25 protein-coding genes are annotated in these 25,876 nt (G+C 72.3%); 6 read left to right on the forward strand and 19 right to left on the reverse strand.

The features are described from left to right. Positions 1–732: DUF4439 domain-containing protein (locus DDP54_RS01095; protein ID WP_146192329.1), on the forward strand; the 732-nt coding region annotated here is incomplete at its 5' end. 33 nt (positions 733–765) lie between these two features. Here the strand turns inward: DDP54_RS01095 and DDP54_RS01100 are convergent. Beyond that, positions 766–2,577: a proline--tRNA ligase gene (locus DDP54_RS01100; protein ID WP_109132238.1), complete on the reverse strand. Its 1,812-nt coding sequence runs from the start codon at positions 2,575–2,577 to the stop codon at positions 766–768. A gap of 121 nt (positions 2,578–2,698) precedes the next feature. Between DDP54_RS01100 and DDP54_RS01105 the strand changes: the two genes are divergently transcribed. After that, positions 2,699–3,592 (forward strand): DNA-formamidopyrimidine glycosylase family protein, encoded by an 894-nt coding sequence (locus tag DDP54_RS01105; RefSeq protein ID WP_109132239.1) that lies wholly within the window; start codon positions 2,699–2,701, stop codon positions 3,590–3,592. Positions 3,593–3,627: 35 nt separating this feature from the next. On the opposite strand, the gene DDP54_RS01110 is transcribed toward DDP54_RS01105, so the two are convergent. The 4 genes from DDP54_RS01110 to DDP54_RS01125 form a co-directional block, all read right to left on the reverse strand. Beyond that, positions 3,628–4,530, reverse strand: a complete 903-nt coding sequence (locus DDP54_RS01110; protein ID WP_109130201.1) for a DUF4081 domain-containing GNAT family N-acetyltransferase — start codon at positions 4,528–4,530, stop codon at positions 3,628–3,630. 103 nt (positions 4,531–4,633) lie between these two features. Continuing rightward, positions 4,634–5,797, reverse strand: coding sequence for a flavodoxin-dependent (E)-4-hydroxy-3-methylbut-2-enyl-diphosphate synthase (ispG, locus tag DDP54_RS01115; protein ID WP_109130202.1), 1,164 nt, complete (start codon positions 5,795–5,797; stop codon positions 4,634–4,636). A gap of 111 nt (positions 5,798–5,908) precedes the next feature. Further along, a complete protein-coding gene (locus tag DDP54_RS01120; RefSeq protein ID WP_109132240.1) occupies positions 5,909–7,228 on the reverse strand; it encodes a site-2 protease family protein in 1,320 nt (439 codons plus the stop codon). A gap of 98 nt (positions 7,229–7,326) precedes the next feature. Next, complete coding sequence (locus DDP54_RS01125; RefSeq protein ID WP_146192330.1) at positions 7,327–8,478, reverse strand: GGDEF domain-containing protein; 1,152 nt, start codon at positions 8,476–8,478, stop codon at positions 7,327–7,329. 169 nt (positions 8,479–8,647) lie between these two features. Here DDP54_RS01125 and DDP54_RS01130 point away from each other — a divergent pair, with 169 nt between their 5' ends. Continuing rightward, positions 8,648–10,033: an FAD-binding oxidoreductase gene (locus DDP54_RS01130; protein ID WP_197711274.1), complete on the forward strand. Its 1,386-nt coding sequence runs from the start codon at positions 8,648–8,650 to the stop codon at positions 10,031–10,033. 23 nt (positions 10,034–10,056) lie between these two features. Here the strand turns inward: DDP54_RS01130 and dxr are convergent, their stop codons facing one another. Then, the gene (dxr, locus tag DDP54_RS01135; protein ID WP_109130204.1) at positions 10,057–11,259 is read right to left on the reverse strand and encodes a 1-deoxy-D-xylulose-5-phosphate reductoisomerase; all 1,203 of its coding nucleotides are present in this window, start codon (positions 11,257–11,259) and stop codon (positions 10,057–10,059) included. A 125-nt stretch (positions 11,260–11,384) separates the two neighbouring features. Between dxr and DDP54_RS01140 the strand changes: the two genes are divergently transcribed. Together DDP54_RS01140 and DDP54_RS01145 are read left to right on the forward strand one after the other, a co-directional pair. Continuing rightward, complete coding sequence (locus tag DDP54_RS01140) at positions 11,385–12,371, forward strand: ATP-binding cassette domain-containing protein (protein WP_242448149.1); 987 nt, start codon at positions 11,385–11,387, stop codon at positions 12,369–12,371. Beyond that, on the forward strand, positions 12,368–13,204 hold the full coding sequence (locus tag DDP54_RS01145) for an ABC transporter permease (protein ID WP_109130206.1): 837 nt from the start codon (positions 12,368–12,370) through the stop codon (positions 13,202–13,204). Before DDP54_RS01140 ends, DDP54_RS01145 begins: the two co-directional genes overlap by 4 nt. A gap of 26 nt (positions 13,205–13,230) precedes the next feature. Here DDP54_RS01145 and DDP54_RS01150 read toward each other — a convergent pair whose 3' ends face one another. The 7 genes from DDP54_RS01150 to rpsB all read right to left on the reverse strand — a co-directional run bounded on the left by DDP54_RS01150 (position 13,231) and on the right by rpsB (position 19,175). Then, positions 13,231–13,785, reverse strand: a complete 555-nt coding sequence (locus tag DDP54_RS01150; RefSeq protein ID WP_109130207.1) for a DivIVA domain-containing protein — start codon at positions 13,783–13,785, stop codon at positions 13,231–13,233. Then, positions 13,782–14,915, reverse strand: coding sequence for a 23S rRNA (adenine(2503)-C(2))-methyltransferase RlmN (gene rlmN / locus DDP54_RS01155; RefSeq protein ID WP_109130208.1), 1,134 nt, complete (start codon positions 14,913–14,915; stop codon positions 13,782–13,784). The genes DDP54_RS01150 and rlmN overlap by 4 nt, the downstream gene beginning before the upstream one ends. A gap of 44 nt (positions 14,916–14,959) precedes the next feature. After that, on the reverse strand, positions 14,960–15,820 hold the full coding sequence (locus DDP54_RS01160) for a phosphatidate cytidylyltransferase (protein ID WP_109130209.1): 861 nt from the start codon (positions 15,818–15,820) through the stop codon (positions 14,960–14,962). Further along, positions 15,820–16,377: a ribosome recycling factor gene (frr, locus tag DDP54_RS01165; protein WP_109130210.1), complete on the reverse strand. Its 558-nt coding sequence runs from the start codon at positions 16,375–16,377 to the stop codon at positions 15,820–15,822. Before frr ends, DDP54_RS01160 begins: the two co-directional genes overlap by 1 nt. A 53-nt stretch (positions 16,378–16,430) precedes the next feature. After that, positions 16,431–17,189 carry a UMP kinase gene (gene pyrH, locus DDP54_RS01170; protein ID WP_109130211.1) on the reverse strand — a complete coding sequence of 253 codons (759 nt, stop codon included), beginning with the start codon at positions 17,187–17,189 and terminating at the stop codon, positions 16,431–16,433. 92 nt (positions 17,190–17,281) lie between these two features. After that, on the reverse strand, positions 17,282–18,127 hold the full coding sequence (gene tsf / locus DDP54_RS01175) for a translation elongation factor Ts (protein WP_109130212.1): 846 nt from the start codon (positions 18,125–18,127) through the stop codon (positions 17,282–17,284). 49 nt (positions 18,128–18,176) lie between these two features. Then, complete coding sequence (gene rpsB / locus DDP54_RS01180; RefSeq protein WP_109130213.1) at positions 18,177–19,175, reverse strand: 30S ribosomal protein S2; 999 nt, start codon at positions 19,173–19,175, stop codon at positions 18,177–18,179. A 457-nt stretch (positions 19,176–19,632) separates the two neighbouring features. On the opposite strand from rpsB, the gene DDP54_RS01185 reads away from it, so the two are divergent. Then, positions 19,633–20,214: a M23 family metallopeptidase gene (locus tag DDP54_RS01185; protein WP_109130214.1), complete on the forward strand. Its 582-nt coding sequence runs from the start codon at positions 19,633–19,635 to the stop codon at positions 20,212–20,214. Positions 20,215–20,228: 14 nt separating this feature from the next. Here DDP54_RS01185 and whiG read toward each other — a convergent pair whose 3' ends face one another. The 6 genes from whiG to DDP54_RS01215 form a co-directional block, all read right to left on the reverse strand. Beyond that, positions 20,229–21,143, reverse strand: coding sequence for an RNA polymerase sigma factor WhiG (gene whiG / locus DDP54_RS01190; protein WP_242448150.1), 915 nt, complete (start codon positions 21,141–21,143; stop codon positions 20,229–20,231). Between the two features lie 50 nt (positions 21,144–21,193). Next, complete coding sequence (locus DDP54_RS01195) at positions 21,194–22,126, reverse strand: tyrosine recombinase XerC (RefSeq protein ID WP_109130215.1); 933 nt, start codon at positions 22,124–22,126, stop codon at positions 21,194–21,196. A 158-nt stretch (positions 22,127–22,284) separates the two neighbouring features. Further along, entirely contained in the window at positions 22,285–23,499 is a 1,215-nt protein-coding gene (dprA, locus tag DDP54_RS01200; protein ID WP_109130216.1) for a DNA-processing protein DprA, read from the reverse strand. Beyond that, complete coding sequence (locus DDP54_RS01205) at positions 23,496–25,034, reverse strand: YifB family Mg chelatase-like AAA ATPase (RefSeq protein WP_109130217.1); 1,539 nt, start codon at positions 25,032–25,034, stop codon at positions 23,496–23,498. The genes dprA and DDP54_RS01205 overlap by 4 nt, the downstream gene beginning before the upstream one ends. Continuing rightward, complete coding sequence (locus DDP54_RS01210) at positions 25,035–25,391, reverse strand: YraN family protein (protein WP_109130218.1); 357 nt, start codon at positions 25,389–25,391, stop codon at positions 25,035–25,037. It abuts the gene before it with no gap. A 124-nt stretch (positions 25,392–25,515) separates the two neighbouring features. After that, entirely contained in the window at positions 25,516–25,839 is a 324-nt protein-coding gene (locus DDP54_RS01215) for a DUF2469 domain-containing protein (RefSeq protein ID WP_109130219.1), read from the reverse strand. Between the last annotated feature and the right edge of the window lie 37 nt (positions 25,840–25,876).

Consider the following 25,876-nt stretch of genomic DNA (forward strand, 5'->3'; position numbering starts at 1 on the left):
CCGAGCGCGTCGACACCACCCCCGGCCGAGCCGACCTCCGTCCCCGATGCCGGGCAGGTCCTCGCCCTGCTCGCGACGGCGGACCGGACCGCGGCAGCCGATGCCGCCGACGTACCCGGCGGTTCGCTCGCGCGCCTCCTGGCCTCGATCGCCGCCTCACGTGCCGGCCTCGAGGCCCAGCTCGCCGCCGCCCTCGGCGTGCCCGCCCCGGACGCAGGGTCGCCGGCAGTCGCGACTCCCGCCGACGCAGCGACGCCGGGCAGCCCCACCTCCACCGCAGGTGCACCGAGCCCGGCCGCACCGCAACCCGCCGACGTGCCGTCCACCGACCGCATCGGCATCGTCGCAGCCGAGGACCAGGCGGGCTACGGCTACGAGGTCCTCGCTGCCAAGCTCGACGACCCCAGCCGCTCAGCCGCGCGGGCGGCCGCGGCCGTCCACCGCGCACGAGCCGAGACCTGGGCGCAGGCGTGGGCCCTCGACGGCACGACGTCCGACCCCCGGCGCGCGACGTACGCGCTCCCGGCGGGCCTCGACGATCCCGCGACCGCTCTCGCGCTGGCGCAGAGCCTCGAGGTGGGGCTCACCACGACGTACGCGAGCGCCGTCGCGGACAGCGCACGCGCCAGCAGGCCCGAGCTTGTCGCTGCGCTCCTGGCGGCCAGTGCGGACGCGGCAGCCTGGGGAGCGCCGACGACGGCGTTCCCCGGCCTACCCGAACGGGTCGACTGACAGCTCGCGGCGAACGACGCCGCCGACCGGACCTCAGCGCGCGAGGAGCCCGTCGACGAGCTCGGCGACCCGGTCGGCCGCGACGGCGACGGGAACCTGCTCCACACCGGTGCCGTCCTGGGCCGCGACGCGGGGACGAACCTCGACGACGCCCTCGGCCAGCCCGCGCCCGACGACGACCACCAGAGGGACCCCGAACAGCTCGGCGTCGGCGAACTTCACCCCGGGCGACACCTTGGGACGGTCGTCGTACAGGACCTCGATGCCGCGCGCGGACAGCGTCGTCGCGAGCGCCTCGGCCACCTCGAACACCGCGGCGTCACGGCCCGTGGCCACGACGTGGACATGTGCCGGGGCCACCCCGGCCGGCCAGGCGAGCCCGCGCTCGTCATGGTTGGCCTCGGCGAGAGCGGCGAGCACCCGCGTGACGCCGATGCCGTAGGAGCCCATCGTCACGACGACCGACTTGCCGTTCTGGTTGAGGACCGACAGGCCCAGCGCCTGGGCGTACTTGCGACCGAGCGCGAAGATGTGGCCGATCTCGATGCCGCGGGCAAGCTCGAGCGGGCCCGAGCCGTCCGGTGCGGGGTCTCCGGCGCGCACGTCGGCGGCCTCCACGGTCCCGTCGGCGGTGAAGTCACGCCCGGCGACCAGGTCGAAGACGTGCCGGCCGGGCTCGTTCGCCCCGGTGATCCAGCGGGTTCCGGCCACGACGCGCGGATCGAGCAGGTACCGCACGGCGCGGCGGCCCTCGTCGTCCAGCGCAGTCCCGTCCGCGTTCGGACCCAGCACCGACGGCCCCAGGTACCCCTTGACCAGCTCGGGACGAGCGGCGAAGTCCGCCTCCCCCGCAGCCTCGACCTCGGCCGGGGCGACCGAGGCCTCGAGGCGCTTGAGGTCGACGTCGCGGTCGCCGGGCAGCCCGACGACGAGCAGCGTGCGCTCCCCCGTCGGCTGCACGAGCGCCAGGACGACGTTCTTCAGCGTGTCGGCGGCAACCCAGGGCCGATCGGCGCGCGGGAAGCGTTCGTTGGCCACCGCGACGAGCGTGTCGATGGTCGGGGTGTCCGGGGTGTCCTCGACGTGCGCGGCGGGCGCGTCGTCGAACGCGATCGCGTCCGGGACGACGGTGGTCACGGCCTCGACGTTCGCGGCGTACCCGCCCGGGGACCGCACGAACGTGTCCTCGCCGATCGGCGTCGGGGTGAGGAACTCCTCGCTGCGCGATCCGCCCATCGCTCCCGACGTCGCCGCCACGATGACGTAGTCGAGGCCGAGCCGGGTGAAGATCCGCTCGTAGGCGTCGCGCTGGCGCTGGTAGGACGCCGCGAGCCCGTCGTCGTCCACGTCGAACGAGTAGGCGTCCTTCATGATGAACTCGCGCCCGCGGATGAGACCCGCCCGCGGACGGGCCTCGTCGCGGTACTTCGTCTGGATCTGGTACAGCGCCAGGGGCAGGTCCTTGTACGACGAGTACAGGTCCTTGACCAGCAGCGTGAACACCTCCTCGTGCGTCGGCGCGAGCAGGTAGTCACCGCCCTTGCGGTCCTTGAGCCGGAAGATGTTGGGGCCGTACTCGGTCCACCGCCCGGTCGCCTCGTACGGCTCACGCGGCAGGAGCGCCGGGAAGTGCACCTCCTGCGCACCGGCCTCGGCCATCTCCTCGCGGACGACCTGCTCGACCTTGGCGAGGACCCGCAGGCCGAGCGGGAGCCAGGTGTAGATGCCCGGCGCGGCACGACGGATGTAGCCGGCGCGGACGAGGAGCCGGTGGCTCGCGACCTCGGCGTCGACCGGGTCCTCTCGCAGGGTGCGGACGAAGAGCGTGGACAGACGAAGAAGCATGGGCACGAGCCTAGTGCCGGTGCCGGAGGGCTCTGCGCGGGCGTCGCTGGGCCCGACCCGGTGCCCGGCACCCGACCGCAGCACGTGCGCAGGTCCGGTCTCGTGCGCCACGATGGGGACCGTGCCTGAGCTGCCCGAGGTCGCGGCGCTCGCGTTGTTCCTGCGCGAGCGCACCGTCGGGCGCGTCGTGACGCGCGTCGACGTGGCGGACATCAGCGCTCTCAAGACCTTCTCGCCGTCGCCGGCAGAGCTCGTCGGGCGACATGTCGCCGGCGTCACCCGGCACGGCAAGTGGATCGACCTGGCGACCGCCGCGGAGGCCGCCGGCGAGCCGCTGCACCTCGTCTTCCACCTGGCGCGGGCCGGATGGCTCCGCTGGCACGAGCACGTCCCCGAGACCCCCGTGCGACTGACCAGGTCGCCGCTCGCCCTGCGTGTCCGCTTCGACGACGGATCGGGCTTCTCGCTCACCGAGGCCGGCACCCGTCGACGGCTGGCGGTCCATGTGGTGACCGACCCGCAGCAGGTGCCCGCGATCGCGACGCTGGGGGTCGAGCCGCTGTCGGAGGCGTTCACCGTCCAACGCCTGGGCGAGCTCCTGGCCGCCCACCGCCAGCAGGTCAAGGGCCTGCTGCGCAACCAGGGCACCATCGCCGGGATCGGCAACGCCTACTCCGACGAGATCCTGCACGCGGCGCGACTGAGCCCGTTCGCCCCGACGACCAGCTTCGACCCGGCGCGGACCGCGGAGCTGCACCGCGCGATCGTCGGGGTGCTCCGCGACGCGGTCGAGGCCGCCGCCGGGCGACCAGCCGACGAGCTCAAGGATGCGAAGCGACGGAACCTGCGCGTGCACGGTCGCACCGGTCTGCCCTGCCCCGGCTGGGACGGCACCCCGTGCGGCGACACCGTCCACGAGGTCGCGTTCGCGGACTCCTCGCTCCAGTACTGCCCGACGTGCCAGACCGGCGGGCACCCGCTCGCAGACCGGCGTCGCTCACGGCTGCTCCGCTGAACTGCGCCGGGCGGCGCTGGACGGCGCCGGACGGCTCAGAACAGGACCGTCGCGTACGTGCCCACCTGGCGGAAGCCGACCGCACGATACGCGGCGAGCGCGCGGTCGTTGTAGTGGTTGGCGTAGAGCGACACCACCGGCGCGACATCCCGCCGGGCGGCCGCGACGACCGCCGCCATGCCCGACTCCGACAGCCCGCGGCCCCGGTAGGAGGGGTCGACCCAGACGCCCTGAACCTGCGCGACCCCACCGGCGATCGCCCCGAGCTCGGCCTTGAAGACCACGACGGGCGAACCCGAGCGCGCACCCTCCCCCTCGTCGATGCGCACGTACGACCGGCGGGAGTCGATGAGTGAGCGCACGCGGACCTCGTACGGGCCGTCGAACCCCGAGACCGGCGAGTAGCCGACCTCCTCGACGAACATGCGCACGCACGCCGGCAGGATCAGGGGGTACTCGTCCGGGACCGACAGCCGCACGAGCGGGTCCGGCTCGATGAGGGGGTCGTGGTCGATGACGTAGGAGGGCTGATCGGCACGCACCTCGCGCGCCGGCGGCCAGATCGGCGAGAGAAGGCCCCACAGGCCGAGAACGGCCCAGTCCGTCCCCACGATCGACGACGAGCGCCGCCCGTGCGAGCGGCCGAGGGCGGCGAAGGCGTCGAGCGCGGCGGGATCCCGCGTGGGCACGACGGGCACCAGGTTGACACCGGCCCAGCAGACCGCGACGAGCTCACCGTCGGCCTCGTAGCCCCACAGCTGACCTCCCGAGCGGCGCAGACCCTCTCGCGCGGCGGCCTCGATCCTCGACGTCGCGAGCACGGAGGCGACGGGGTCGACGGCGCAGACCGCCAGCGCCGAGGCGAGGTCGACGTCGGCGAGGACCCGGCCTCCCGCCGGTCGACCGTCGATCGTCGACTCGCGCGCACGTCCGATCATGAAGGGATTGTGCACCACCGACCCGAGGGTCGGCGCGAGGTGACGCGCCGCAGGGCCCCGACGTCGTGCGGGCAGGGCCTGGCGACGGATGCGGGGCGCGGCGTCAGCCGACGGTGACGACCGGGGTCCGCGGGGCGCCGTCGCCGACGGGCTGCATGGACTCGGCGAGGCGCATGGCCTCCTCGATCAGCGTCTCGACGATCTGCGACTCGGGCACGGTCTTGATGACCTCGCCGCGCACGAAGATCTGGCCCTTGCCATTGCCCGACGCGACGCCGAGGTCGGCCTCGCGCGCCTCACCGGGACCGTTCACGACGCAGCCCATGACGGCGACGCGCAAGGGCACGTCGAGCCCCTCGAGTCCCGCGGTGACGCGCTCGGCGAGCGAGTACACGTCCACCTGCGCGCGACCGCAGGACGGGCAGGAGACGATCTCAAGCTTGCGGGGACGCAGGTTGAGCGACTGCAGGATCTGGATCCCGACCTTGACCTCCTCGACGGGGGGCGCGGACAACGAGACACGGATCGTGTCGCCGATCCCCTTGCTCAGCAGCGCGCCGAACGCCGTCGCGGACTTGATGGTGCCCTGGAACGCGGGACCGGCCTCGGTCACGCCGAGGTGCAGCGGCCAGTCGCCCCGCTCGGAGAGCATCTCGTAGGCGCGCACCATGATCACCGGGTCGTTGTGCTTGACGGAGATCTTGAAGTCGTGGAAGTCGTGCTCCTCGAACAGCGACGCCTCCCAGACGGCCGACTCGACGAGGGCCTCCGGAGTCGCCTTGCCGTACTTGGCGAGCAGCCGCGGGTCGAGCGAGCCGGCGTTCACGCCGATCCGGAGGGAGACGCCGGCATCCTTGGCGGTGCGGGCGATCTCCTTGATCTGGTCGTCGAACTTGCGGATGTTGCCCGGGTTGACGCGCACGGCCGCACAGCCGGCCTCGATCGCCGCGAAGACGTACTTCGGCTGGAAGTGGATGTCGGCGATCACGGGGATCTGCGACTTGCGCGCGATCGTGGGCAGGGCGTCGGCATCGTCCTGCGTGGGGACGGCGACTCGCACGATGTCGCAGCCCGCGGCGGTGAGCGCCGCGATCTGCTGGAGGGTGGCGTTGATGTCGGTGGTCGGTGTGGTGCACATCGACTGGACGCTCACGGGTGCGTCGCCACCGACGTCGACCTTGCCGACCTTGATCTTGCGGGTCGGACGTCGAGGGGCAAGCACCGGGGCTGGCGCCTCCGGCATGCCAAGGCTGATCGGGATGCTCACCCGTCCATTATCGTCACTGCGGCCGCGCGCAACGCCCCAGGCAGTGTGTCTCGCACGACATCGGCACATCTCTCCCGCGTCGCCCGCCTGCCGCGCGGCCGGGCGAGCCCCTCAGCCGAGCGAGATCGGGTGGACGATGTCCGCGTAGATCAGCAGCACCCCGAGGCCCGCGAGCAGGACGAACACCCCGTAGGCGAGCGGGACGAGCCGCGCGGTGTCGAACGGTCCGGGCCGGGGCAGGCCGCGCAGGCGCGCGATCTGCCGGCGACCGCCCTCCCACAGCGCCCCGAACACGTGTCCGCCGTCCAGCGGCAGCAGCGGGATGAGGTTGAACACGAACAGCGCGATGTTGAGCGAGGCGATGAGGCTGAGCAGGCTCGCGACCCGCTCGCCCATCCCGTAGCCGGTGGCCTGCTCGGAGGCGATCTCGCCGGCGAACCGACCGATCCCGACGATGCCGATGACCCCGGTCCCGTCGCGGGGTTCCGTCCCAGCGGCCGCCTTGGCGATGTCGACGACGCGTGCAGGGAGCGTGGCCACGACCTTCATCGTCTGCCACACCGCGGAGCCGGTCACGACCGGGACCTGGGCGAGCGACTGGCGCTCCAGCACGGTCCCGGGAGAGATCCCGAGGAAGCCCACGGACTGCGTGACGGGCGTGCCGTCCGCCGCGAGCTGCTGCGAGCCGTCCGCGGCGTACACCGGACGATCCGCGACGACCGGCGACACGGACGACGTGACCTGCTTGCCGTCGCGCTCGAGCACCACCTGGACCTCGCGGGCGCCCGTCGTGCGGATCAGCTCGGAGAGCTGCGCCCACGAGGTGATCTCGTGTCCGTCGTAGCTCGTGATCCGGTCCCCCGGCAGGAGGCCCGCGGCCGCAGCCGGCGCAAGCGGGTCGGTCGACGTGCAGGTGGCGGACGCGGCAGCGCTCGCTGGGAGCACGCACTGCGACACGCTGGCGAGCGTCGTCGACGCCACGGGCGATCCGAAGCCGACCATGACGACAGCGAGCAGCACGGCTGCGATCACGAGGTTCATGACGGGTCCGCCGAGCATGACGACGAGCTTCTTCGGTGCCGAGAGCCGGTAGAAGGCCCGGTGGTCCTCGCCCGGGCGGATCTCCTCGGCGCTGACCTCGCGCGCCTGCGCAGCGATCCGCCCGAAGGCGGTGCGCGGCTCCGGGTTGCCCATCGCCGCGGCGGTCGGGTACATCCCGACCAGACGCACATACCCGCCGAGCGGGATCGCCTTGATGCCGTACTCGGTCTCACCGCGGGTGCGCGACCACACGGTGGGCCCGAACCCGACGAAGTAGTGGCTGACGCGCACGCCGAACCGCCGGGCGGGCACCATGTGCCCGACCTCGTGCAGCGCGATCGACACGAGCACGCCGACCAGCATGACGAGTACACCGACGAGGTACGCCACCACAGCTCCGATCACGTCGTGCGGGCCCGACACCCGTCCCAGTCCTCCATCATCCCCTGTGATCCTGGGTGTGCGCTGCGTGCCGAGCCGTCGCTCGGTCAGTCGACGGCCGAGACCACGCGGTCGCGGCCGGAGCGCTTGGCGCGGTACATGAGCGCGTCGACGCGGGCGAGGACGTCTTCCGGCTCTTCACCCGGTCGCAGCTCCGTGACCCCGAAGCTCGCTGTCACGGCCGAGCCCGCGACGGCCGCGACGGCGTCGGGCAGCACGCTGCGGATGCGGTCGGCGAACTCGGCCGCCTCGGCCAGCGCCATGCCAGGCACCACGACCACGAACTCCTCCCCCCCGACGCGGGCCACGAGGTCGGTCTCGCGGACGTGACGCTGGAGGACCGTCGCGACCATGCAGAGGACCTCGTCGCCGACGAGATGACCCCGCTCGTCGTTGATCCGCTTGAAGTGGTCGACGTCCAGGTAGAGGACCGCGACCTGCGCACCTCCGGCAGCAGCGACGGACTGGTAGGTCAGCTCGTCGAGCAGGCGTCGCCGGTTCGCCGCGCCGGTCAGGGGGTCGCGGTACGCCATCTCCCGCATGGTCGCCGCCTCGATGGTCGCGTTCGCGGCCGCGCGGAAGGCCCGAGCTGCCCGCTCCTTCGCGCGCGACAGCACGTAGACCATCCCGGTGAGCACCAGCATGTAGACGCCGTACCGCAGCAGGTCGGCGACGTGGGCGTCCTGGTCGGGGCCGGCGTGCAGAGCGATCAGACCGACGACCGTCGAGGCCCCCGTCACAGCCAGGGCGTGCAGGAGGGCGACGCTCGTGGGGTACACGAGGTAGCCGATGACGGCGAAGAGCACGAAGCCCATGAACGTCTGCGGGAACAGTGCACCCCAGCCCTGCCCCGCATCTGGCGACGCGAGCAGGCGCTCGTCCATGACGACGAGCCAGGTGACCACGAGCACGGCGAGGAAGGCCCGGGAGAAGAAGATGACGACGCGCGGGCGACGCAGGATCACCCAGGCGAAGGTGCCGACCACCACGAGCAGGAACGGGAACGTGTAGCGGATGAAGGTGTCGCGCGTGCCCAGCACGATCATCTCCGCGATGATCGAGGTGCCGCCGACCGCCAGGCAGACCAGCAGCACGCGTCGCACGAGGCGCATGTTCTGCTCGCTGAACACCCTCGCCTCGACGTCCGCGTCGGAGGGATGTGCGGCCTGAGGCCACCGCATCCCCGTCAACCGGCGCATCGACACACCCCACGTTCGCCCCTGGTCCGCGGGCAGCCGCGCCACCCCGTCCGCGCAGGCTAACCTCTCGACGATCTCGGCACATCACCCGCTGGTCCGTCTGGGTGTCGCGGCTCCGACGGACGCGGCGCGACTTGCGCGCTCGGAGCTCACCCGTGACCATCGCACGGTGACAGATCCGCGCTCCCTCTCGCTCTGGTTCGACGCGCTCGGCGAGCCGGCAGACATCCCGTCGGGAGGGCTCGCACCCCGTTCGTCGATCGACGGCGACGCGCAGGCCGACGTGGTCGTGGTCGGGGCCGGGCTGACGGGCCTGTGGACCGCGTACTACCTCCTCGAGGCCGACCCGTCCCTCGAGGTGGTCGTCATCGAGCAAGCGACCGCCGGCTTCGGCGCGAGCGGTCGCGACGGCGGCTGGTGCTCGGCACGCTTCCCCATCTCCGCGCAGGGCCTCGCGCGTCAGCACGGCCTCGAGGCGGCCCTGGCGATGCGCGCAGCGATGCGGGACGCGGTCGTCGAGGTCGGCGGCGTCGCCGCGGCGGAGGAGATCGACTGCGACTTCGCCTACGGCGGCACGGTCAGCGTCGCCCGGACCGCGCCGCAGCTCGCCCGACTGACCGCGGACGCCGCCGGGAGCGCGCAGTGGGGCGACGAGGTGCACCTGCTCGACGCGTCTGCCGTCGCCGAGCACGTGGTCGTCGACGGCGTCATCGGCGGCACCTGGACGCCGGACTGCGCCCAGCTGCAGCCGCTCCGGCTCGTCCGCGGGCTCGTCGACGTGGTGACGGCGCGGGGTGCGCGGCTCGTCGAGCACACCCGGGCCCTGCGGCTGTCGCCGCGAGCGGTCGTCACCGACCAGGGCACGGTGCGCGCCCGTTCCGTGGTCCGTGCCACGGGTGCGTGGACGTCCCAGCTGCCCGGGAGCCGGCGTCAGGTCGCCGCCGTCGACCGCCGGATGATCGCGACCGAGCCGCTGCCGCCGTCGTTCTGGACCGAGGTCGGCCTCGCCCACGGGCAGACGTTCTCCGATGCCCGACTCCAGGCCGGGCACGGCCGCCGCACCAGCGACGACCGGATCGTCTTCGGCGGACGGCTCACGTATCGGCGGGGGTCGGCTCTCGGGCTCGGCCTCGACGACGACCCGCGCACCACGGAGCACCTGCGCGCCGCGCTCGCCGACCTCTTCCCCGGCGCGGCCAACGCACGGATCACGCACGCCTGGGGCAGCCCGCTCGCGATCCCCCGCGACCGGTACCCGGCGGTCGGGTACGACGAGGACACGCAGACGGCATGGGCAGGCGGGTACGTCGATGACGGCGTCGCGATGTCGAACCTCGCCGGGCGCACGATCGCCGACCTGGTCACGGGATCGAACAGCCCGCTCGTACACCTGCCATGGGTCGGTCACCGCTCACCGTCGTGGGAGCCGGAGCCGCTGCGCTGGGCGGGCATCACCGCCGGACTCCGCGGCGTGGCGCTCGCCGACCTCGAGGAGCGTCTGACCGGGCGCCCGAGCCGCGTCGCTCGCGCACTGAGCCCGCTGCTGGCGCACTGAGACCTGGCGGCCCCAGGACCGTCTCAGCGCCGCGCGAGCACCTCGTGCGTGCGTGCCCTCGCCCAGCTCTCGGCAGCGAGCACGTCCTCGAGCGAGAGACCCCCGCCGTCGCCCGACGCACGAGCCCCGTCGTGCTCCAGCAGCACCCGCTCGACGGTGTCGACGATGTCCAGGAAGCCGATGCGTCCGGCCAGGAACGCGGCCACGCACTCCTCGTTCGCGGCGTTGTAGACCGCCGGGTGCGTCGCCGAGGTGCTCACGGCGTGGCGCGCGAGCCCGACCGCCCGGAACGTCTCCTCGTCGAGCGGCTCGAACGTCCACGCGGTCGCGCTCGACCAGTCGCACCCCGGGGCGACATCAGGTAGCCGGTCCGGCCACGACAGCCCGAGCGCGATCGGCAGGCGCATGTCGGGCGGTGACGCCTGGGCGATCGTCGCGCCGTCGGTGAACTCGACCATCGAGTGCACCACGGACTGCGGGTGCACCACGACGGTGATGTCCTCGACCGGGACGTCGAACAGCAGGTGCGCCTCGATGAGCTCGAGGCCCTTGTTCATGAGCGTCGCGGAGTTGACGGTGACGACCGGTCCCATGGACCAGGTCGGGTGCGCGAGCGCCTGCTCCGGACGGACGGCCTTGACGTCGTCGCGCGACCAGCCACGGAACGGGCCCCCCGACGCGGTCAGGATGAGGCGGCGCACCTCGCTGCGCCGACCGGACCGCAGCGACTGGGCGATCGCCGAGTGCTCGGAGTCCACCGGGACGATCTGGTCCGGTCGCTGCTGCGCGGCCTTGACCAGCCGGCCACCGACGACCAGCGACTCCTTGTTCGCGAGCGCGAGCGTGCTGCCTGCCCCGAGCGCCGCAAGGGTCGGACCGAGCCCGACCGAGCCTGTGATCCCGTTGAGGACGACGTCGACCTGGCGACCAGCGAGCTCGGTCGCGGCCTGCGGGCCGGCCAGCAGCTCGACGCCGACCTGGCGCAGCCCGGCCGCCGCGCTCGCGCGGGCGATCTCGGCGAACACGGCGGGTGCGGCGTCGGCATCCGCGACGGCGACGGTCTGCACCCCGAGCGCGACCGCCTGCCGGGCGAGTGCGACGGGGTCGGCGCCGCCCGCACTGATCCCGGTGACGGTGAAGCGGTCAGGGTTGCGACCGATGACGTCGATCGCCTGGGTGCCGATGGACCCGGTCGACCCGAGCAGGAGGACGCTGCGTTGGTTCACCGACCTATCATCCCCCGGACCGCCGTGCCAGACTCCCGGGGTGGGTGCGCCGCACGTCGTCGGCGGCCCGGCCCATCGACATCGCCCGTCCCGTGGGGAGGCCTTCGATGATCCATGCTCGTGGCTTGGCACGCACCTATCACTCACGACGCGGCGACGTCGACGCCGTGCGCGGCGTCGACCTCGACGTCGCGGCAGGCGAGATCGTCGGGTTCCTCGGCCCGAACGGCGCGGGCAAGACCACCACGCTGCGCATGCTCACGACCCTCCTCGCCCCGACCCGCGGCGAGGCGACCGTGGCGGGCATCGACCTGCGTCGCGACCCCGGTGGCGTCCGCCGGCGGATCGGCTACGTCGCCCAGTCCGGTTCCACGTCGGGCGCGGCCCGCGCTGGCGAGGAGGTCATCGACCACGCGCTGCTCTACGGCGTCGCCCGCTCCGAGGCCGCCGCCCGCGGCCGCGAGCTCTTCAGCCAGCTCGAGCTCGACGGCCTGTGGGACCGCAAGTGCTCCACCCTGTCGGGCGGTCAGCGCCGACGGCTCGACATCGCGATGGGCCTCGTCCACATCCCCGAGCTCGTGTTCCTCGACGAGCCGACGACCGGCCTCGACCCCCAGGCGCGCGCCAACCTGTGGGTGCACGTCCGGGCGCTGCGCGACGACCGCGGCAGCACGGTGTTCCTGACGACGCACTACCTCGAGGAGGCCGACGCGCTGTGCGACCGGATCCTCGTCATCGACCACGGCTCGATCGTCGCTGAGGGCACCCCGGAAGAGCTCAAGCAGCGCGTGAGCGGCGACGCGGTGGTCCTGACGGCCACCCGTCAGGACGACGTCGGGCGCCTCGTGGCGATCGCCGGTGCGCTGCCCGGAGCAGGCGCCCCCACCGTCGACGGCACGGTGGTCGAGGTGCGCGTGCCGGCGGGTCGCACGCTGCTCGCGGGCCTCCTGCGGGCGCTCGACGCCGACGGGATCGACCTGGCCGGGGTCGAGCTGCGCCGGCCGACGCTCGACGACGTCTTCCTCACCCTGACCGGACGGTCGCTGCGGGACGGCGAGCGACCCGACGGTCCCGCCGATCGGACGCCGACCTCGGACGGAGCGGCAGCATGACCGCCACGACGGGTCCCACGGTCGTCGAGCCCGACGGACGTCGACCGATTCACGACACCGAGCCCGCTCGCGGCACGTTCGTCCACGACACCCTCGTCGTGTTCCGCCGAGCGATGCGCATATCGCTGCGCAACCCGGTCTGGTCGATCATGGGGCTGCTCCAGCCCGTCCTGTACCTCAGCCTGTTCGGACCGCTGCTCGAGCCGCTGGCGCCGGCGCTCGGTGCGGCCAACGCCTACCAGCTCTTCGTCCCCGGGCTCCTCGTCCAGCTCGGCATGTTCGGGGCCCTGTTCGTCGGGTTCGGGCTCATCGCCGAGTGGCGCGACGGCGTCATCGAGTCCGAGCGGGTCACGCCCGCGCCCCGCTCGGCGCTCGTGCTGGGACGGGTCCTGCGGGACGTCCTGGTGATCCTCGTCCAGGGTGTCGTGCTCGTGGCGACGGCATTCCTGTTCGGCCTGGACGCACCGCTCGGCGGCATCGCGCTGGGCATCGTCTCCGCGGCCCTGCTCGGCGCCGCGTTCGCCTCGCTGTCCTACGCGGTCGCCCTGACGCTCAAGAGCGAGGACGCGCTGGCTCCGTTGCTCAACGGAATCGCGCTTCCGCTCCTGCTGCTGTCCGGGATCCTGCTGCCCATCACCGCCGCGTCAGCACCCTCGTGGCTCAACAGCCTCTCGGACGTGAACCCGCTCAAGCACATCGTCAGCGGCATCCGGGCTGAGTTCGCGGGCGACATCACCAGCTCGACCGCGCTCTGGGGGTACGGCCTGACCATCGTCCTGGTCGGCCTCGGCCTGTGGTTCGGGACGCGCACGTTCCGCAACGAGGACGGCTGAGGGCTGCCGCGCGGAGTCCCGAGCGCTCACTCCGCGCCGAGCAGCACCTCGACCGCGCGATCGAAGAACGCATCCACCGATCCCTCGGCGTAGCCGGCGCGACCGTTGCGCTTGCGGAACGTCGCCGACCGGACCTCCTGCGCCGTGAGCGGGGCACCCCGGTCGAAGTACGCGACCAGCCGGCGGCACAGCGCGTCCACGTCGGCCGGCTCGTAGCCCGGCTTGCGCGCGTGCGCCGGGGCGAAGCGCTCGCCGTCCGGTCGCGTCAGGCGCGTGTACAGCGTGCGGGCCTGCTCGGCGAGCCGCGCCATCCAGGCTGCCTGGCCCTGCTCCGCGAGGAAGTCGGCGCGCGCACGCGCCACGAAGGCGGCCTCGAGCCGGTCCAGTGCCGCGTCGACCGCCGACGTCTGGTATCCGCGTCGCACCAGGTCGAACGCGACCGAGCGGACGTCCCGTCCGGACAGCGCACCCGCCGGGCCGGACTCGTAGACCGCGCGCGCATGCTCGAAGAAGTCGTCGACCTCGTCCGGGTCGTAGCCGCTGTGCAGGCCGGAGACCGTTCGGAACATCGTCTCGCTCACCCTTCCTCCTCCGCGGCGAGCTGGCCGCATGCGCCGTCGATGTCACTGCCGCGCGTGTCACGGATCGTGGTCGGGATCCCGTGCGCACGCAAGCGTTCCACGAACTCCCGCTCGACGGCCGGATCGCTCGCCGTCCACTTCGAGCCCGGCGTCGGGTTCAGTGGGATCGGGTTGCAGTGCACCCAGCCGCGGCCACGGGCGTTGAGCTTCTCTCCGAGCAGGTCGGCGCGCCACGCGTGGTCGTTGATGTCGCGGATCAGCGCGTACTCGATCGACACGCGACGCCCCGTGGCCTCGAAGTAGCGGTGCGCGGCGTCGAGCGTCTCGTCCACGCTCCACCGGGTGTTGATCGGCACGAGCTCGTCGCGCAGCTCGTCGTCGGGAGCGTGCATCGAGACCGCGAGGGTCACCGGGATGCCCTCCTTGATGAGCTTGTCGATCGCCGGGACGAGCCCGACCGTCGACACCACGATGTTGCGCGCCGACATCCCGAACCCGTCGGGCGTGGGGGCGACGAGGCGGCGGACCGTCTCGATGACCGCCTTGTAGTTCGCGAGCGGCTCCCCCATGCCCATGAACACGAGGTTCGTGAGGCGGGTCGGGCCACCGGGCAGCTCGCCGTCCGCGAGGGACCTGCCCGCCGAGCGCACCTGCTCCACGATCTCGGCCGTCGACAGGTTGCGGGTCAGGCCGAGCTGGCCGGTCGCACAGAACGGGCAGGCCATGCCGCAGCCGGCCTGGCTCGACACGCACAGGGTCGCCCGGTTGGGGTAGCGCATGAGCACCGACTCGACCTTGACGTCGTCGAAGAGGTGCCACAACGTCTTGACGGTCGTGCCGCCGTCGGCCGTCAGCGTCCGCGTGGGGGTCAGCAGCCGCGGGAACAGGTCCTCGACGAGCTTGTCGCGGGTCGCCATCGGCAGGTCGGTCATGGCCGCAGGATCCGCGGTCAGGTGCGTGAAGTAGTGCGTCGCGAGCTGCTTGGCGCGGAACGGCTGCTCCCCGAGCGCCGTCACGGCCTCGACCCTCTCCTCCGGGGTCAGGTCGACGAAGTGGCGCGGCGGCTTGCCTCGGGCACCTCGGGTCGGTGCGGCAAGGTTCAGGGTGATGGGCGTGGGTGTCCCGCTCATGCCGGGCACCCCCTCTCGGTCGATGGCTGTGGGACGCGCACGGGTCAGCTCACGACCGGCTGCAGCACGTTGAGAATGAGGTAGACGGCCGGCGCCGTCAGGAGCATCGAGTCGATGCGGTCGAGCACGCCGCCGTGACCCGGCAGCAGCGAACCCATGTCCTTGAGCTCGAGGTCGCGCTTCAGCAGGGACTCGGCAAGGTCGCCGATCGAGGCCGTGAAGACCGTGGCAGCGCCCAGGAACACACCCACCATCGGCTCACCGTGGAACAGCAGCTGCAGGCCGACGACACCGACGAAGCACGCCAGCACGATCGAGCCGAGCAGTCCCTCCCACGTCTTGTGCGGGCTCACCGAGGGTGCGAGCGGGTGGCGACCGATGAGGCTTCCGACGGCGTACCCGCCGGTGTCGCTCGCGACGCACAGGAGGATGAACAGCAGCACCCGCGACGCGCCGTCGGGCATCGCGAGCAGGAGCATGACGAAGCCCGCCAGGAACGGCAGGTACGCCGCCGCGAAGGTGCCCGCGGTCGAGTCGCGCAGCGCCGGCTCGCCGTTCCCGTCGAGCACACGCCACACGACCACCCCGCCGACGGTCAGCAGGAACGCGACGAACAGCGCCTCGGCGCCCGCCGTGTAGGCCGAGACGAGGATCCCGACGTCTCCCACGAGCAACGGCAGCAGCGGGAGGTGGATCCCGCGGCGACCGAACGCCTGCGCGAGCTCCCAGAGGCCGGCGCCGACGGCAAGGACCGCCAGGAGGACGAAGGCCTCCTTGCGGAAGAACAGCGACGCGACCACGACCGCGATCAGCGTCACCCCGACGACGATGGCGACAGGCAGGTCTCGCCCGCTGCTCGGGGTGCGGGTGGCGGTCGTCTTCACGGCGGGTGCGACTATCGACATCAGACCTCGAGCAGCTCGTTCTCCTTGGTGGCGAGCACGGTGTCGATCACGTCGACGTGCTTCTTCGTGAGGATCTCGAGCTCCTTCTCGGCGCGCACGACCTCGTCCTCACCCGTGACGCCGTCCTTGATCATGCGGTCCAGCTCGTCCTTGGCGCGTCGCCGGATGTTGCGCACCGAGATCTTCGCGTCCTCGGCCTTCGTCCGGGCGAGCTTGACGAAGTCCTTGCGGCGCTCCTCCGTGAGGGCGGGCAGCATGACGCGGATGACGTTGCCGTCGTTAGACGGGTTCACGCCGAGGTCCGAGTCGCGCAGCGCCTTCTCGACAGCGGTCATCGAGGACTTGTCGAACGGAGCTATGAGGATCGTGCGGGCCTCGGTCACGTTGAACGACGCCAGCTGCTGCAGCGGTGTCGGGGTGCCGTAGTAGTCCACGAAGATCCTCGAGAACATCGCGGCGTTCGCGCGTCCCGTCCGGATCGTCGCGAAGTCCTCCTTCGCGACCTCGACCGCCTTGTCCATCTTCTCCTCGGCCTCGAGGAGGGTGTCGTCGATCACCGGTGCTCCTTCATGTGCGTCTCGTGCGTGGGCTGTTCCCGGGCGAACCTCGTTCAGCTCGCGGTGACCAGCGTGCCGATCTTCTCACCCTGCAGGGCGCGCGTGACGTTGCCGGGTTCGGTCATCCCGAACACCCGCATCCGCACGTCGTTGTCCCGGCACAGGCTCAGGGCCGTCGCGTCCATGACCTCGAGCCCGTTGACCAGCGCGTCGGTGAACGTGAGGTGCTCGAGCCGGACGGCGCTCGGGTCCGTGCGCGGGTCCGCGCTGTAGACCGCGTCGACCCCGTTCTTGCCCATGAGGACCTCCTGGCAGTGCGTCTCCAGGGCACGCTGCACCGAGACGGTGTCCGTCGAGAAGTAGGGCATCCCGGCGCCGGCACCGAAGATGACGACCCGACCCTTCTCGAGGTGGCGGATCGCGCGCAGCGGGATGTACGGCTCGGCGACCTGGCCCATCGTGATCGCGGTCTGCACCCGCGTCACCACGCCGGCCTGCTCGAGGAAGTCCTGGAGCGCCAGGCAGTTCATCACCGTGCCCAGCATGCCCATGTAGTCCGCGCGTGCCCGGTCCAGCCCGTGCCGCGACAGCTCGGCGCCACGGAAGAAGTTGCCTCCGCCGACGACGATCGCGACCTGGACGCCGGAGCGCACCGCGACCGCGATCTCCGCGGCCACGCGCTGGACGACGTCAGGTGCCAGCCCGACCCCGCCGCCGCCGAAGGTCTCACCGGACAGCTTCAGGAGGACGCGCCGCGCCTCGCCCGACGCCGCCCCCGCGGGAACGGTCGGCTGTGTCGTGTCCTGGGCCACGGTTCCTCCACCTCTGCGCTGCGCTGACTTGGGCTGTTCGTGACGGCGGCCCCAGCCCAGACGGGCCGGGGCCACCGATCACGCGTCGTGGATCAGGCTCCCACGCGGAACCGCACGAAGGCGGTCACATTGCCGCCGACCTCCGCGAGCACCTGGCTCACGGTCTTCTTCGGGTCCTTCGCGAAGGCCTGCTCGACGAGCACGTTCTCCTTGAAGAAGCCGTTGAGCCGGCCCTCGATGATCTTCGGTAGCGCGGCGTCGGGCTTGCCCTCGTTGCGCGCGGTCTCCTCGGCGATGTGACGCTCCGAGGCGACCAGGTCCGCGGGGACCTCGTCGCGCGAGAGGTACCGGGGCGAGTACGCCGCGATGTGCGTCGCGATGTCCCGGGCGACGGACGCAGCTGCAGCGTCGGTCGCGACCAGGACGCCGACCTGCGGGGGAAGGTCCTTGTTGACCTTGTGCAGGTAGACCTCGACGTGCTCACCGGCAACGCGACCGACGCGCCGCACGACGAGCTTCTCGCCGATCATGCCGGCGGTCTCGTCGACGACGTTCTGGAGCGTCGAGCCGTCGACCTCGGCTGCGAGCAGCGCGTCGGCGTCCCGTGCACCCGACGCGACCGCCACGGCGATGACCTTCTCCGCAAGCGCGAGGAACGTGACGTTCTTCGCGACGAAGTCGGTCTCCGAGTTGATCTCGACGAGCACGCCGGACTGGCCCTCGCCGTCCGGCGTGGGGCCGACGTGGGCCGCGACGAGACCGTCGGAGGCCGAGCGGCCCTCGCGCTTGCCGACGCCCTTGAGTCCCTTGACCCGGATGATCTCGAGCGCCTTGGCCGAGTCGCCTTCGGCCTCCTCGAGGGCCTTCTTGACGTCCATCATCCCGGCGCCGGTGGTCTCCCGGAGCGCCTTGATGTCAGCGAGGCTGTAGTTAGCCATCAGTGTTCCGTCCTTGTCATGATGTAGCGGCAGTGCGGATGGACCGACGTCACTCGGACGCGGTGTCGTCCGCGGTCTCGGCGGTGGCGGGCTCGACGACCTCGGCGGCGGGCTCGGCAACCTCGGCAGCGGGCTCAGCCGCAACCTCGGCAACGGGCTCGACGACCTCGGCAGCAGGCTCAGCAGCCTCGACGACCGGCGCCTCGACGACCGCAGCGGCCTCGACCGGCGCGGCCTCGGCGACGGGCGCAGCGTCAGCGGCCAGCCCTGCCTCGGCGCCGGCGAGCAGCTCGCGCTCCCACTCGGCCAGCGGCTCGGCGTCGGCGTCGGCCGGGGCGTCCGTGCCGGTACGTGCGGCGTGGCGCTTGAGGAGACCCTCGGCGGCCGCGTCCGCGATGACCCGCGTCAGGAGCGAGACGGCGCGGATCGCGTCGTCGTTGCCCGGGATCGGGTAGTCGACGACGTCGGGGTCGCAGTTGGTGTCGAGGATCGCGACGATCGGGATACCGAGCTTGCGCGCCTCGTCGACGGCGAGGTGCTCCTTGTTCGTGTCGACGATCCACACGACCGAGGGAACCTTGTTCATGTCCCGGATGCCGCCCAGGGTCTTCGCAAGCTTGTCGCGCTCGCGACGCATGATGAGCAGCTCCTTCTTGGTGAAGGAGCTCCCCGCGACGTCGGCGAAGTCGATGAGCTCGAGCTCCTTGAGGCGCTGCAGGCGCTTGTTGACCGTCTGGAAGTTGGTGAGCATCCCACCGAGCCAGCGCTGGTTCACGTACGGCATGCCGACACGCACGGCCTGCTCGGCGACGGGCTCCTGCGCCTGCTTCTTCGTGCCGATGAACAGGATCGTCCCGCCGTGGGCGACCGTCTCCTTGACGAAGTCGTAAGCGGTGTCGATGTAGGTCAGCGACTGCTGCAGGTCGACGATGTAGATGCCGTTGCGCTCGGTGAAGATGAAGCGCTTCATCTTGGGGTTCCAGCGGCGGGTCTGGTGTCCGAAGTGGACACCGCTCTCGAGCAGCTGGCGCATGGTCACGACGGCCATGGCACGTCCTTCCGCGCGCGCACCGTGAGGTGCGCGCAACTGAGCAGGTCCGCGTGCGGACCCGCATCTCGGTTGTCGGCAGCGGCCGGTCGGCCGATGCCCCTGGCGTCACGCCGTTGCTGGCGCCGGGCTCCAGGAGCCCGGACCGGTGCCAGCGCAGACCCTCGACCCCCGCGTGGCGACCGGGCGGGACCAGGTCGATGACGGTGATGGAGACGGTGACGCGCGATGTCGACCAGCACGTGCCGGTCGCGTGCGTCAGTCTAGCGGACACGGAGACGCCTGCGGTCCGCAGCCACCCGAGGTCCGCCCGTCGCACGACCGGCCGCACGACCGACCGCCCGACCAGCCGCTCCACCGGATCCGCGACCGCCCCCCAGCCAGGGCGCTCCGCACGCCCCCCACAGGCCGAGGGCCCCGTCCGACGTGGAACGCCCGACCTCGGCACCGTGGGCGGATGACCCCGACCTTCGCGGCTGTCGGCGCCGCCGCTGCCGCTCTCGCGCTCGCCGCCAGCACCGTGACGTGCGGCGGCCCGCCGCCCACCGGCCTCTCGGCGGGCGTCGACCGAGCAACCGTGACCGCGCGGCCAGCGGTGGCCGCGACCGCACACCCTATGACGCCGACCTACGCACCCCCCGTCGATGTGCCCGTCACCGTCGTGCGCGCCTTCGAGCCGCCGCCCGCACCCTGGGCCGCTGGACACCGAGGTGTCGACCTGGCAGCGTCCGACGGAGCGCCCGTGCTCGCACCGGGCGACGGGATCGTGACCTTCGCGGGACCGGTAGCCGGTCGGCCGGTCGTGGTGGTCAGCCATCCGGACGGGCTGCGCAGCAGCCTCGAGCCGGTCGTGGGCTCGGTTCCTGTCGGCACCTCCGTCACCCGTGGCCAGGTCGTCGGGACGCTCGCGGACGTCGTCACGCACTGCGCGCCCCGGCAGTGCGTGCACTGGGGCGTGCGCGACGGCGAGACCTACCTGGACCCGATGAGCCTGCTACCGATCCACGGGCCGGTCGTGCTCCTGCCGCTCGACGAGTGAGCGGCAGGCACCCGTCAGCTCCGCTCGCTCTCCGACAGCTTCGCGCGCAGGCGCAGCATCGCCGCGGTGTGCATCTGGGAGATCCGGGACTCGGTCACGCCGAGCACGCGGCCGATCTCCGCGAGGGTCATGCCCTCGTAGTAGTACAGGACCAGGACGATCTTCTCGCGCTCGCCGAGCTGCTCGATGGCGCGGGCGAGCAGGAACTTGGTCTCCTGCACCTCGAAAGAGCCGGCCGGGTCCGGGGTGCGTGAGTCGCCGAGCATGTCGATCAACGTCACCTGGTCCGAGCGCTCCGCGCCCGAGCCGATGAGCTCGTCCAGGGCGACCACGTTCACGGTCGAGAGCTGGGTGAAGACTGCGCGCAGCTCGCCGACCCCGAGCTCGAGCCGCGCGGCGACCTCGCCCTCGCTCGGCGTCCGGTGCAGCTCGCTCTCGAGCTCGGCGTACGCGCGGTCCACGGCGCGTGCCTTGGTGCGGACCGACCGCGGGACCCAGTCCATCGCGCGCAGCTCGTCGATGATCGCGCCGCGGATCCGCGCGCTCGCGTAGGTCTCGAACTTCACGGCGCGGTCGAGCTCGTACTTCTCGATCGCGTCGATGAGACCGAACATCCCGTAGGACACGAGGTCGGCCTGCTCGACGGAGCTCGGCAGACGCATGCCGACCCGCGACGCCACGGCAGTCACGAGAGGTGCGTAGTGCAGGATCAGCCGCTCCCGGACGAGTCGCCCGGCACCCGCCTTGAACTCCTGCCAGGCGGCGGTGATGGGGTCGACCTCGAGGGCCTCGACGGTCTCCACCAGCCCGTGCGGGCCGAGCTGCTGCGGGACGGCGTCAAGCTGGTGGGTCGGGGTTCCCACGGCGCCGCGCGGACGCGGGACGACGCCGTCGGGCGCGGCCGCCGAGCGCCGCGTGTGCGCGGCCATGGACACGACCGTTTCCGGCTGCGCAGTCATGTTGTCCCCCATTTCCTTGATCATGCGCGTGGATGCGCCTGCTCGAACGACGTACGCAGGCGCTCAGCCGTGACGTGCGTGTACCGCTGAGTCGTCGCGAGGCTCGCGTGACCCAAGACTTCCTGGACGCTGCGCAGGTCGGAGCCGCCCTCCAGCAGGTGTGTCGCAGCAGTGTGCCGCAACGCGTGCGGGGCGACGTCATCGACACCGGAGAGCGCGGCGACCGTGTGCGCGACCGCGCGGATCTGCCGCTGGTCGGCCCGCCCGCCGCGACGGCCCAGCAGCAGCGCGCGACCGGCCAGTTCACCGGCGAGCGACGGGCGCCCCCGGTCGAGCCACGCCTGTACCGCCTCCGCTGCGGGCACCCCGAACGGGACGACCCGCTCCTTGTCGCCCTTGCCGACGACGCGCAGCGTCCGCTCGGACAGGTCGAGGTCGTCCAGGTCGGCGCTGCAGAGCTCGCCGACCCGTACGCCCGTGGCGTAGAGCAGCTCGAGCGCCGCCCAGTCCCGCAGGTGGACCGGATCGGAGTCCTGCGCACGCGTACGCGCGACGTCGAGCAGCCGGGCCGTGGCGTCGACACCGAGGACGGTCGGCAGCGGGCTCGCCGGGCGCGCACTTGCGAGCCGGAGCGCGGGGTCGCTCGCCACGCGAGCGGTCCGACGCGCCCAGTCGAAGAAGGTCCGGGCTGCAGCTCCTCGCCGCGCGAGGGTCGCTCGGCTCCGCTCGGCCGCCGCCATGGAGGCGAGCCATGCGCGCAGCAGCCCCAGGTCGACGTCAGAGATCTCAGTCCGACCGTACCGACCGGCGAACGCCATGAGGTGCTCGATGTCACCCACGTACGCGCGCACGGTGTGCTCCGAAAGACCCCGTTGCGCCCGCAGATGCATGGCGAAGTCCGCGACAGCGGCACTTCGCACCGTTGCCGCGCTCGTGCCGGCGGCCGAGTGCATGCCCCTACCGTGCCGTGCCGGACATGTGACTTACAAGCGAGGTCAACCAGACTTCACCCTTGTCTGGGCGATACGCGCCGCCTTGTCCGATTCCGGCTACAACGTTGCATGGCCCGACGGGCGTGCGGCGGTCGCCCTTCGTCGCCGTTCGTGACGGCTCACGAGCGGCCCATCGTGGTTCGGCCGACCGACCGCGCCCACCCCGCACCGACGCGACGCGTGAGGCCGGCGAGCTCCAGGACGCCCAGCGCTCCTCGCACCTCCCCGACGGACAGCCCCGCCGTGCGTGCGAGCTCCTCGTGCCCCACGGCCGAGCGACCCGGTAGGGCGTCGAGAAGCCGGCGCGACACCCAGTCGAGGTCGTCGCCCTCGCGGGCCTCGGCCATCCGCTCGGGCGCCAGGTCCTCGCCTGCGCGTCCCGCGAGCTCGAGGACCTCGGCCGCGTCGGTCACGCAGACTGCGGCACCGTCCCGCAACAGGCGATGGCACCCCGCTGAGGCCATCGACGTCACGGGCCCCGGCACCGCACCGACGGGGCGCAGCAGCGCGACCGCATGGTTGGCCGTGCTCAGCGCACCCGAGCGCCAGGCTGCCTCGACGACCACCGTGGCCCGGCTCACGGCCGCGATGAGCCGGTTGCGCATGAGGAACCTGCCCTTGCTCGGCACGCCGCCCGGCGGGACCTCGCTCAGCACGCTGCCGCCCTGCTCCAGGATGCGCTCGAGGAGCGGAGCGTTGCCCACCGGGTACGCACGGTCCACGCCACCCGCCAGCAGCGCCACGGTCGTTCCACCGGCAGCCAACGAGCCGCGGTGTGCGGCCGCGTCGATCCCGTAGGCGCCGCCGGAGACCACGCACGTGGAGTGCGCGGCGAGCCCGGCCGCGAGCTCGACCGCGACGCGCTCACCGTAGGACGTCGAGGCGCGCGCACCGACCAGCGCGATCGAGCGGTCCAGCACGGTCGACACCTCCAGTCGTCCGCGGACCCAGAGGCACATCGGAGCGGTGGGACCGAGGTCGTCGAGACCGACCGGCCACCCGACCGATCCGGGGTGCAGCACCCCGCCGCCGAGGCGCTGCATGCGCTCGAGGTCGCGGGCCGGGTCGAGGTCGGCGAGTCGCCCCGCCCAGCGTCCGACCGCAGTGCCGAGGCGGCGCCGCACGTCGTCGAGCGCGGGCTCGTTGTCGACGAGCTCCTTGACGAGCATGGGGACGTCTCGCGAGGTCGCGGCAGACCGAGCCCAGGCCAGTGCACGACCGGCCCCGAGCGTCCGGACGAGCTCCCCCGCGACGCCGTCACCGGGCTCGATCACGCGGCTCCATGCGACACGCGCCGAGAGCTCGTCGTCGACGTCGGTCTGTGGCGCGTTCATGCGAGCCCCTGACCACGCGTGCGCAGCAGCAGCGCCTGTCCGATGTCGTCACGCTGTGGCCCCTGCCGTCCGGCGAGGTCCGCGAGCGTCCAGGCGACCCGGAGCACCCGGTCGACGCCACGCAGGCTGAGGAGACCGCGGTCGAGCGCACGGTCGAGGTCGCTCACGAGCCGGCGATCCGGTCCGAGACGCTCACGCATCCACGCACCCGGAACCTCGGCGTTGGTCCGCCAGGGCGTTCGGGCGAGTCGCTCCGCCTGCACGGCGCGGGCCGCTGCGACGCGTGCGGCGACGGTGCCGCTCGCCTCCGTGGTGCTGCCAGGGTCGAGCGCTGACCGGGACACCGGGAGCACGTCGACCTGGAGGTCGACCCGGTCCAGCAGCGGTCCGGACAGCTTGCTGAAGTACCTGCGACGCTGCTCGGACCGGCACGTGCACTCGAGACCCTTGCCGACGCCGCGACCGCACGGGCAGGGGTTCGCCGCGAGCACCAGCTCGAACCGGGCGGGAAAGCGCGCCACGCCCGACGCCCGGTGGATGACCAGCTCGCCGTGCTCGAGCGGCTGGCGAAGCGTCTGCAGGACTGCGGTGGAGAACTCAGGAGCCTCGTCCATGAACAGCACGCCGCGGTGGGCCCGGGACGCCGCGCCGGGCCGCGGGACGCCCGAGCCCCCGCCGACGATGCTGGCGGGCGTCGCGGTGTGATGAGGGTCCTCGAACGGCGGTCGACGCAGGAGCCCGCCGCCCGGGTCGAACGTCCCCGCGACCGAGTGGACGGCGGTGACCTCGACCGCCTCGGCCTCGGTGAGATCGGGCAAGAGCCCCGGCAGCCGCGCGGCGAGCATCGTCTTGCCGGAGCCCGGCGGGCCGACCATCAGCAGGTGGTGTCCCCCCGCTGCCGCCACCTCGAGCGCCGTGCGCGCCTCGTCCTGCCCGAGGACGTCGGCGAGGTCGGCATCAGGCGCCGCTCGGGCGACCTCGAGGTGGTCGGACGGGACCGGAACGACGTCGGGGACGTCGATGTCGGCCCCGTAGGCGTGCGCGACCTGGGCCAGGCTGTGCGCTCCGACCACCACGGCACCCGGGACGAGGCTCGCCTCGGGGGCATTGGCGGCGGGGACGACAACCCTGCGATGACCCGCGGCGACAGCCGCCGCCACGGCGGGGAGCACGCCACGGACGGGTCGCAGCCGCCCGTCGAGCCCGAGCTCACCGAGATGGACCACGCCGCGCGCTGCCGCCGGGTCGATGAGTCCGGCGCCGGCCAGGGTCGCGACGGCGATCGCCAGGTCGAACCCTGAGCCCGACTTCGGAAGGCTCGCCGGCGAGAGGTTCACGGTGATCCGACGGTTGGGCCACGGGAGCCCGCTCGAGGTCACGGCCGCCCGGACGCGGTCGCGCGCCTCAGCGAGCGAGGCGTCGGGCAGGCCCACCAGCGAGAACGCCGGCAACGATGCCGCGAGGTGCGCCTCGACCTCGACGACGTGCCCGGCGAGACCGAGCAGCGAGACAGCGAGCGTGCGACCGAGCGCCACTCACACCACCCCCACGAGGTGATCGACCTGTGCGGCGCCGCGACCGGTGACGAGCACCGCCACCACGTCGATGCGCACCGAGGCGGGGTGCACCTCGTGGGCGGCGAGCCACTGGGCGGTCAGCCGGCGTACCCGCGCGAGCTTGCGGGGCGTCACCGCCTCCGCCGGGCTGCCGAACGTCGCGGTCCGGCGCGTCTTGACCTCGACCGCCACCAGCTCGGTGCCGTCGAGGGCGACCAGGTCGAGCTCGCCACGCTCACCGCGCCAGTTCCGGTCGAGCACGACCCACCCGGCGTCGCGCACGTAGGCCGCCGCCACGTCTTCCCCGTACCTGCCGACCGCGTCCTTCGCCCGCATGGCGACCACCTCCGCGACCGAGCATCGCGGCTCGCCGCCGCGGGGACGGCGCGGGCGTTCCACCCAGGGGAAGGCTTCGGCGCCAGCGGGGCTGTGGGCAGGTCAGCGGACGAGGCCGCCCGAATCAGCGGACGAAGCCGCCGCCGGCTCCGAGGTCCAGCTCCGCCTTGGCGAGCTCTTCGACGTTGACGTCCTTGAACGTCACGACACGCACCGACTTCACGAACCGCGCCGAGCGGTACACGTCCCAGACCCACGCGTCGGCGAGGGTCACCTCGAAGTAGACCTCGCCCGCCGCCGACCGCACCTGCAGGTCGACGTGGTTCGCGAGGTAGAAGCGGCGTTCGGTCTCGACGACGTACGAGAAGAGCCCCACGGCATCGCGGTACTCGCGATACAGCGCGAGCTCCATGTCGGTCTCGTAGTTTTCCAGGTCCTCCGCGCTCACCCGGCCATCATCCCCCATCGCTGCGCAGGTCGTGTCA

The organism is Cellulomonas sp. WB94 (assembly GCF_003115775.1).
Lineage (GTDB): Bacteria > Actinomycetota > Actinomycetes > Actinomycetales > Cellulomonadaceae > Cellulomonas_A.

Coding starts and splice junctions, on each gene's coding strand:
- DDP54_RS01160 (WP_109130209.1), bottom strand. CDS start 15,820: ATGTCGATAGTCGCACCCGCCGTGAAGACGACCGCCACCCGCACCCCG.
- DDP54_RS01110 (WP_109130201.1), bottom strand. CDS start 4,530: ATGATCGGACGTGCGCGCGAGTCGACGATCGACGGTCGACCGGCGGGA.
- DDP54_RS01125 (WP_146192330.1), bottom strand. CDS start 8,478: ATGCGCCGGTTGACGGGGATGCGGTGGCCTCAGGCCGCACATCCCTCC.
- DDP54_RS01185 (WP_109130214.1), top strand. CDS start 19,633: ATGACCCCGACCTTCGCGGCTGTCGGCGCCGCCGCTGCCGCTCTCGCG.
- rpsB (WP_109130213.1), bottom strand. CDS start 19,175: ATGGCCGTCGTGACCATGCGCCAGCTGCTCGAGAGCGGTGTCCACTTC.
- dprA (WP_109130216.1), bottom strand. CDS start 23,499: ATGAACGCGCCACAGACCGACGTCGACGACGAGCTCTCGGCGCGTGTC.
- tsf (WP_109130212.1), bottom strand. CDS start 18,127: ATGGCTAACTACAGCCTCGCTGACATCAAGGCGCTCCGGGAGACCACC.
- DDP54_RS01195 (WP_109130215.1), bottom strand. CDS start 22,126: ATGCACTCGGCCGCCGGCACGAGCGCGGCAACGGTGCGAAGTGCCGCT.
- DDP54_RS01145 (WP_109130206.1), top strand. CDS start 12,368: ATGACCGCCACGACGGGTCCCACGGTCGTCGAGCCCGACGGACGTCGA.
- whiG (WP_242448150.1), bottom strand. CDS start 21,143: ATGGCCGCGCACACGCGGCGCTCGGCGGCCGCGCCCGACGGCGTCGTC.
- DDP54_RS01210 (WP_109130218.1), bottom strand. CDS start 25,391: ATGCGGGCGAAGGACGCGGTCGGCAGGTACGGGGAAGACGTGGCGGCG.
- rlmN (WP_109130208.1), bottom strand. CDS start 14,915: ATGAGCGGGACACCCACGCCCATCACCCTGAACCTTGCCGCACCGACC.
- DDP54_RS01100 (WP_109132238.1), bottom strand. CDS start 2,577: ATGCTTCTTCGTCTGTCCACGCTCTTCGTCCGCACCCTGCGAGAGGAC.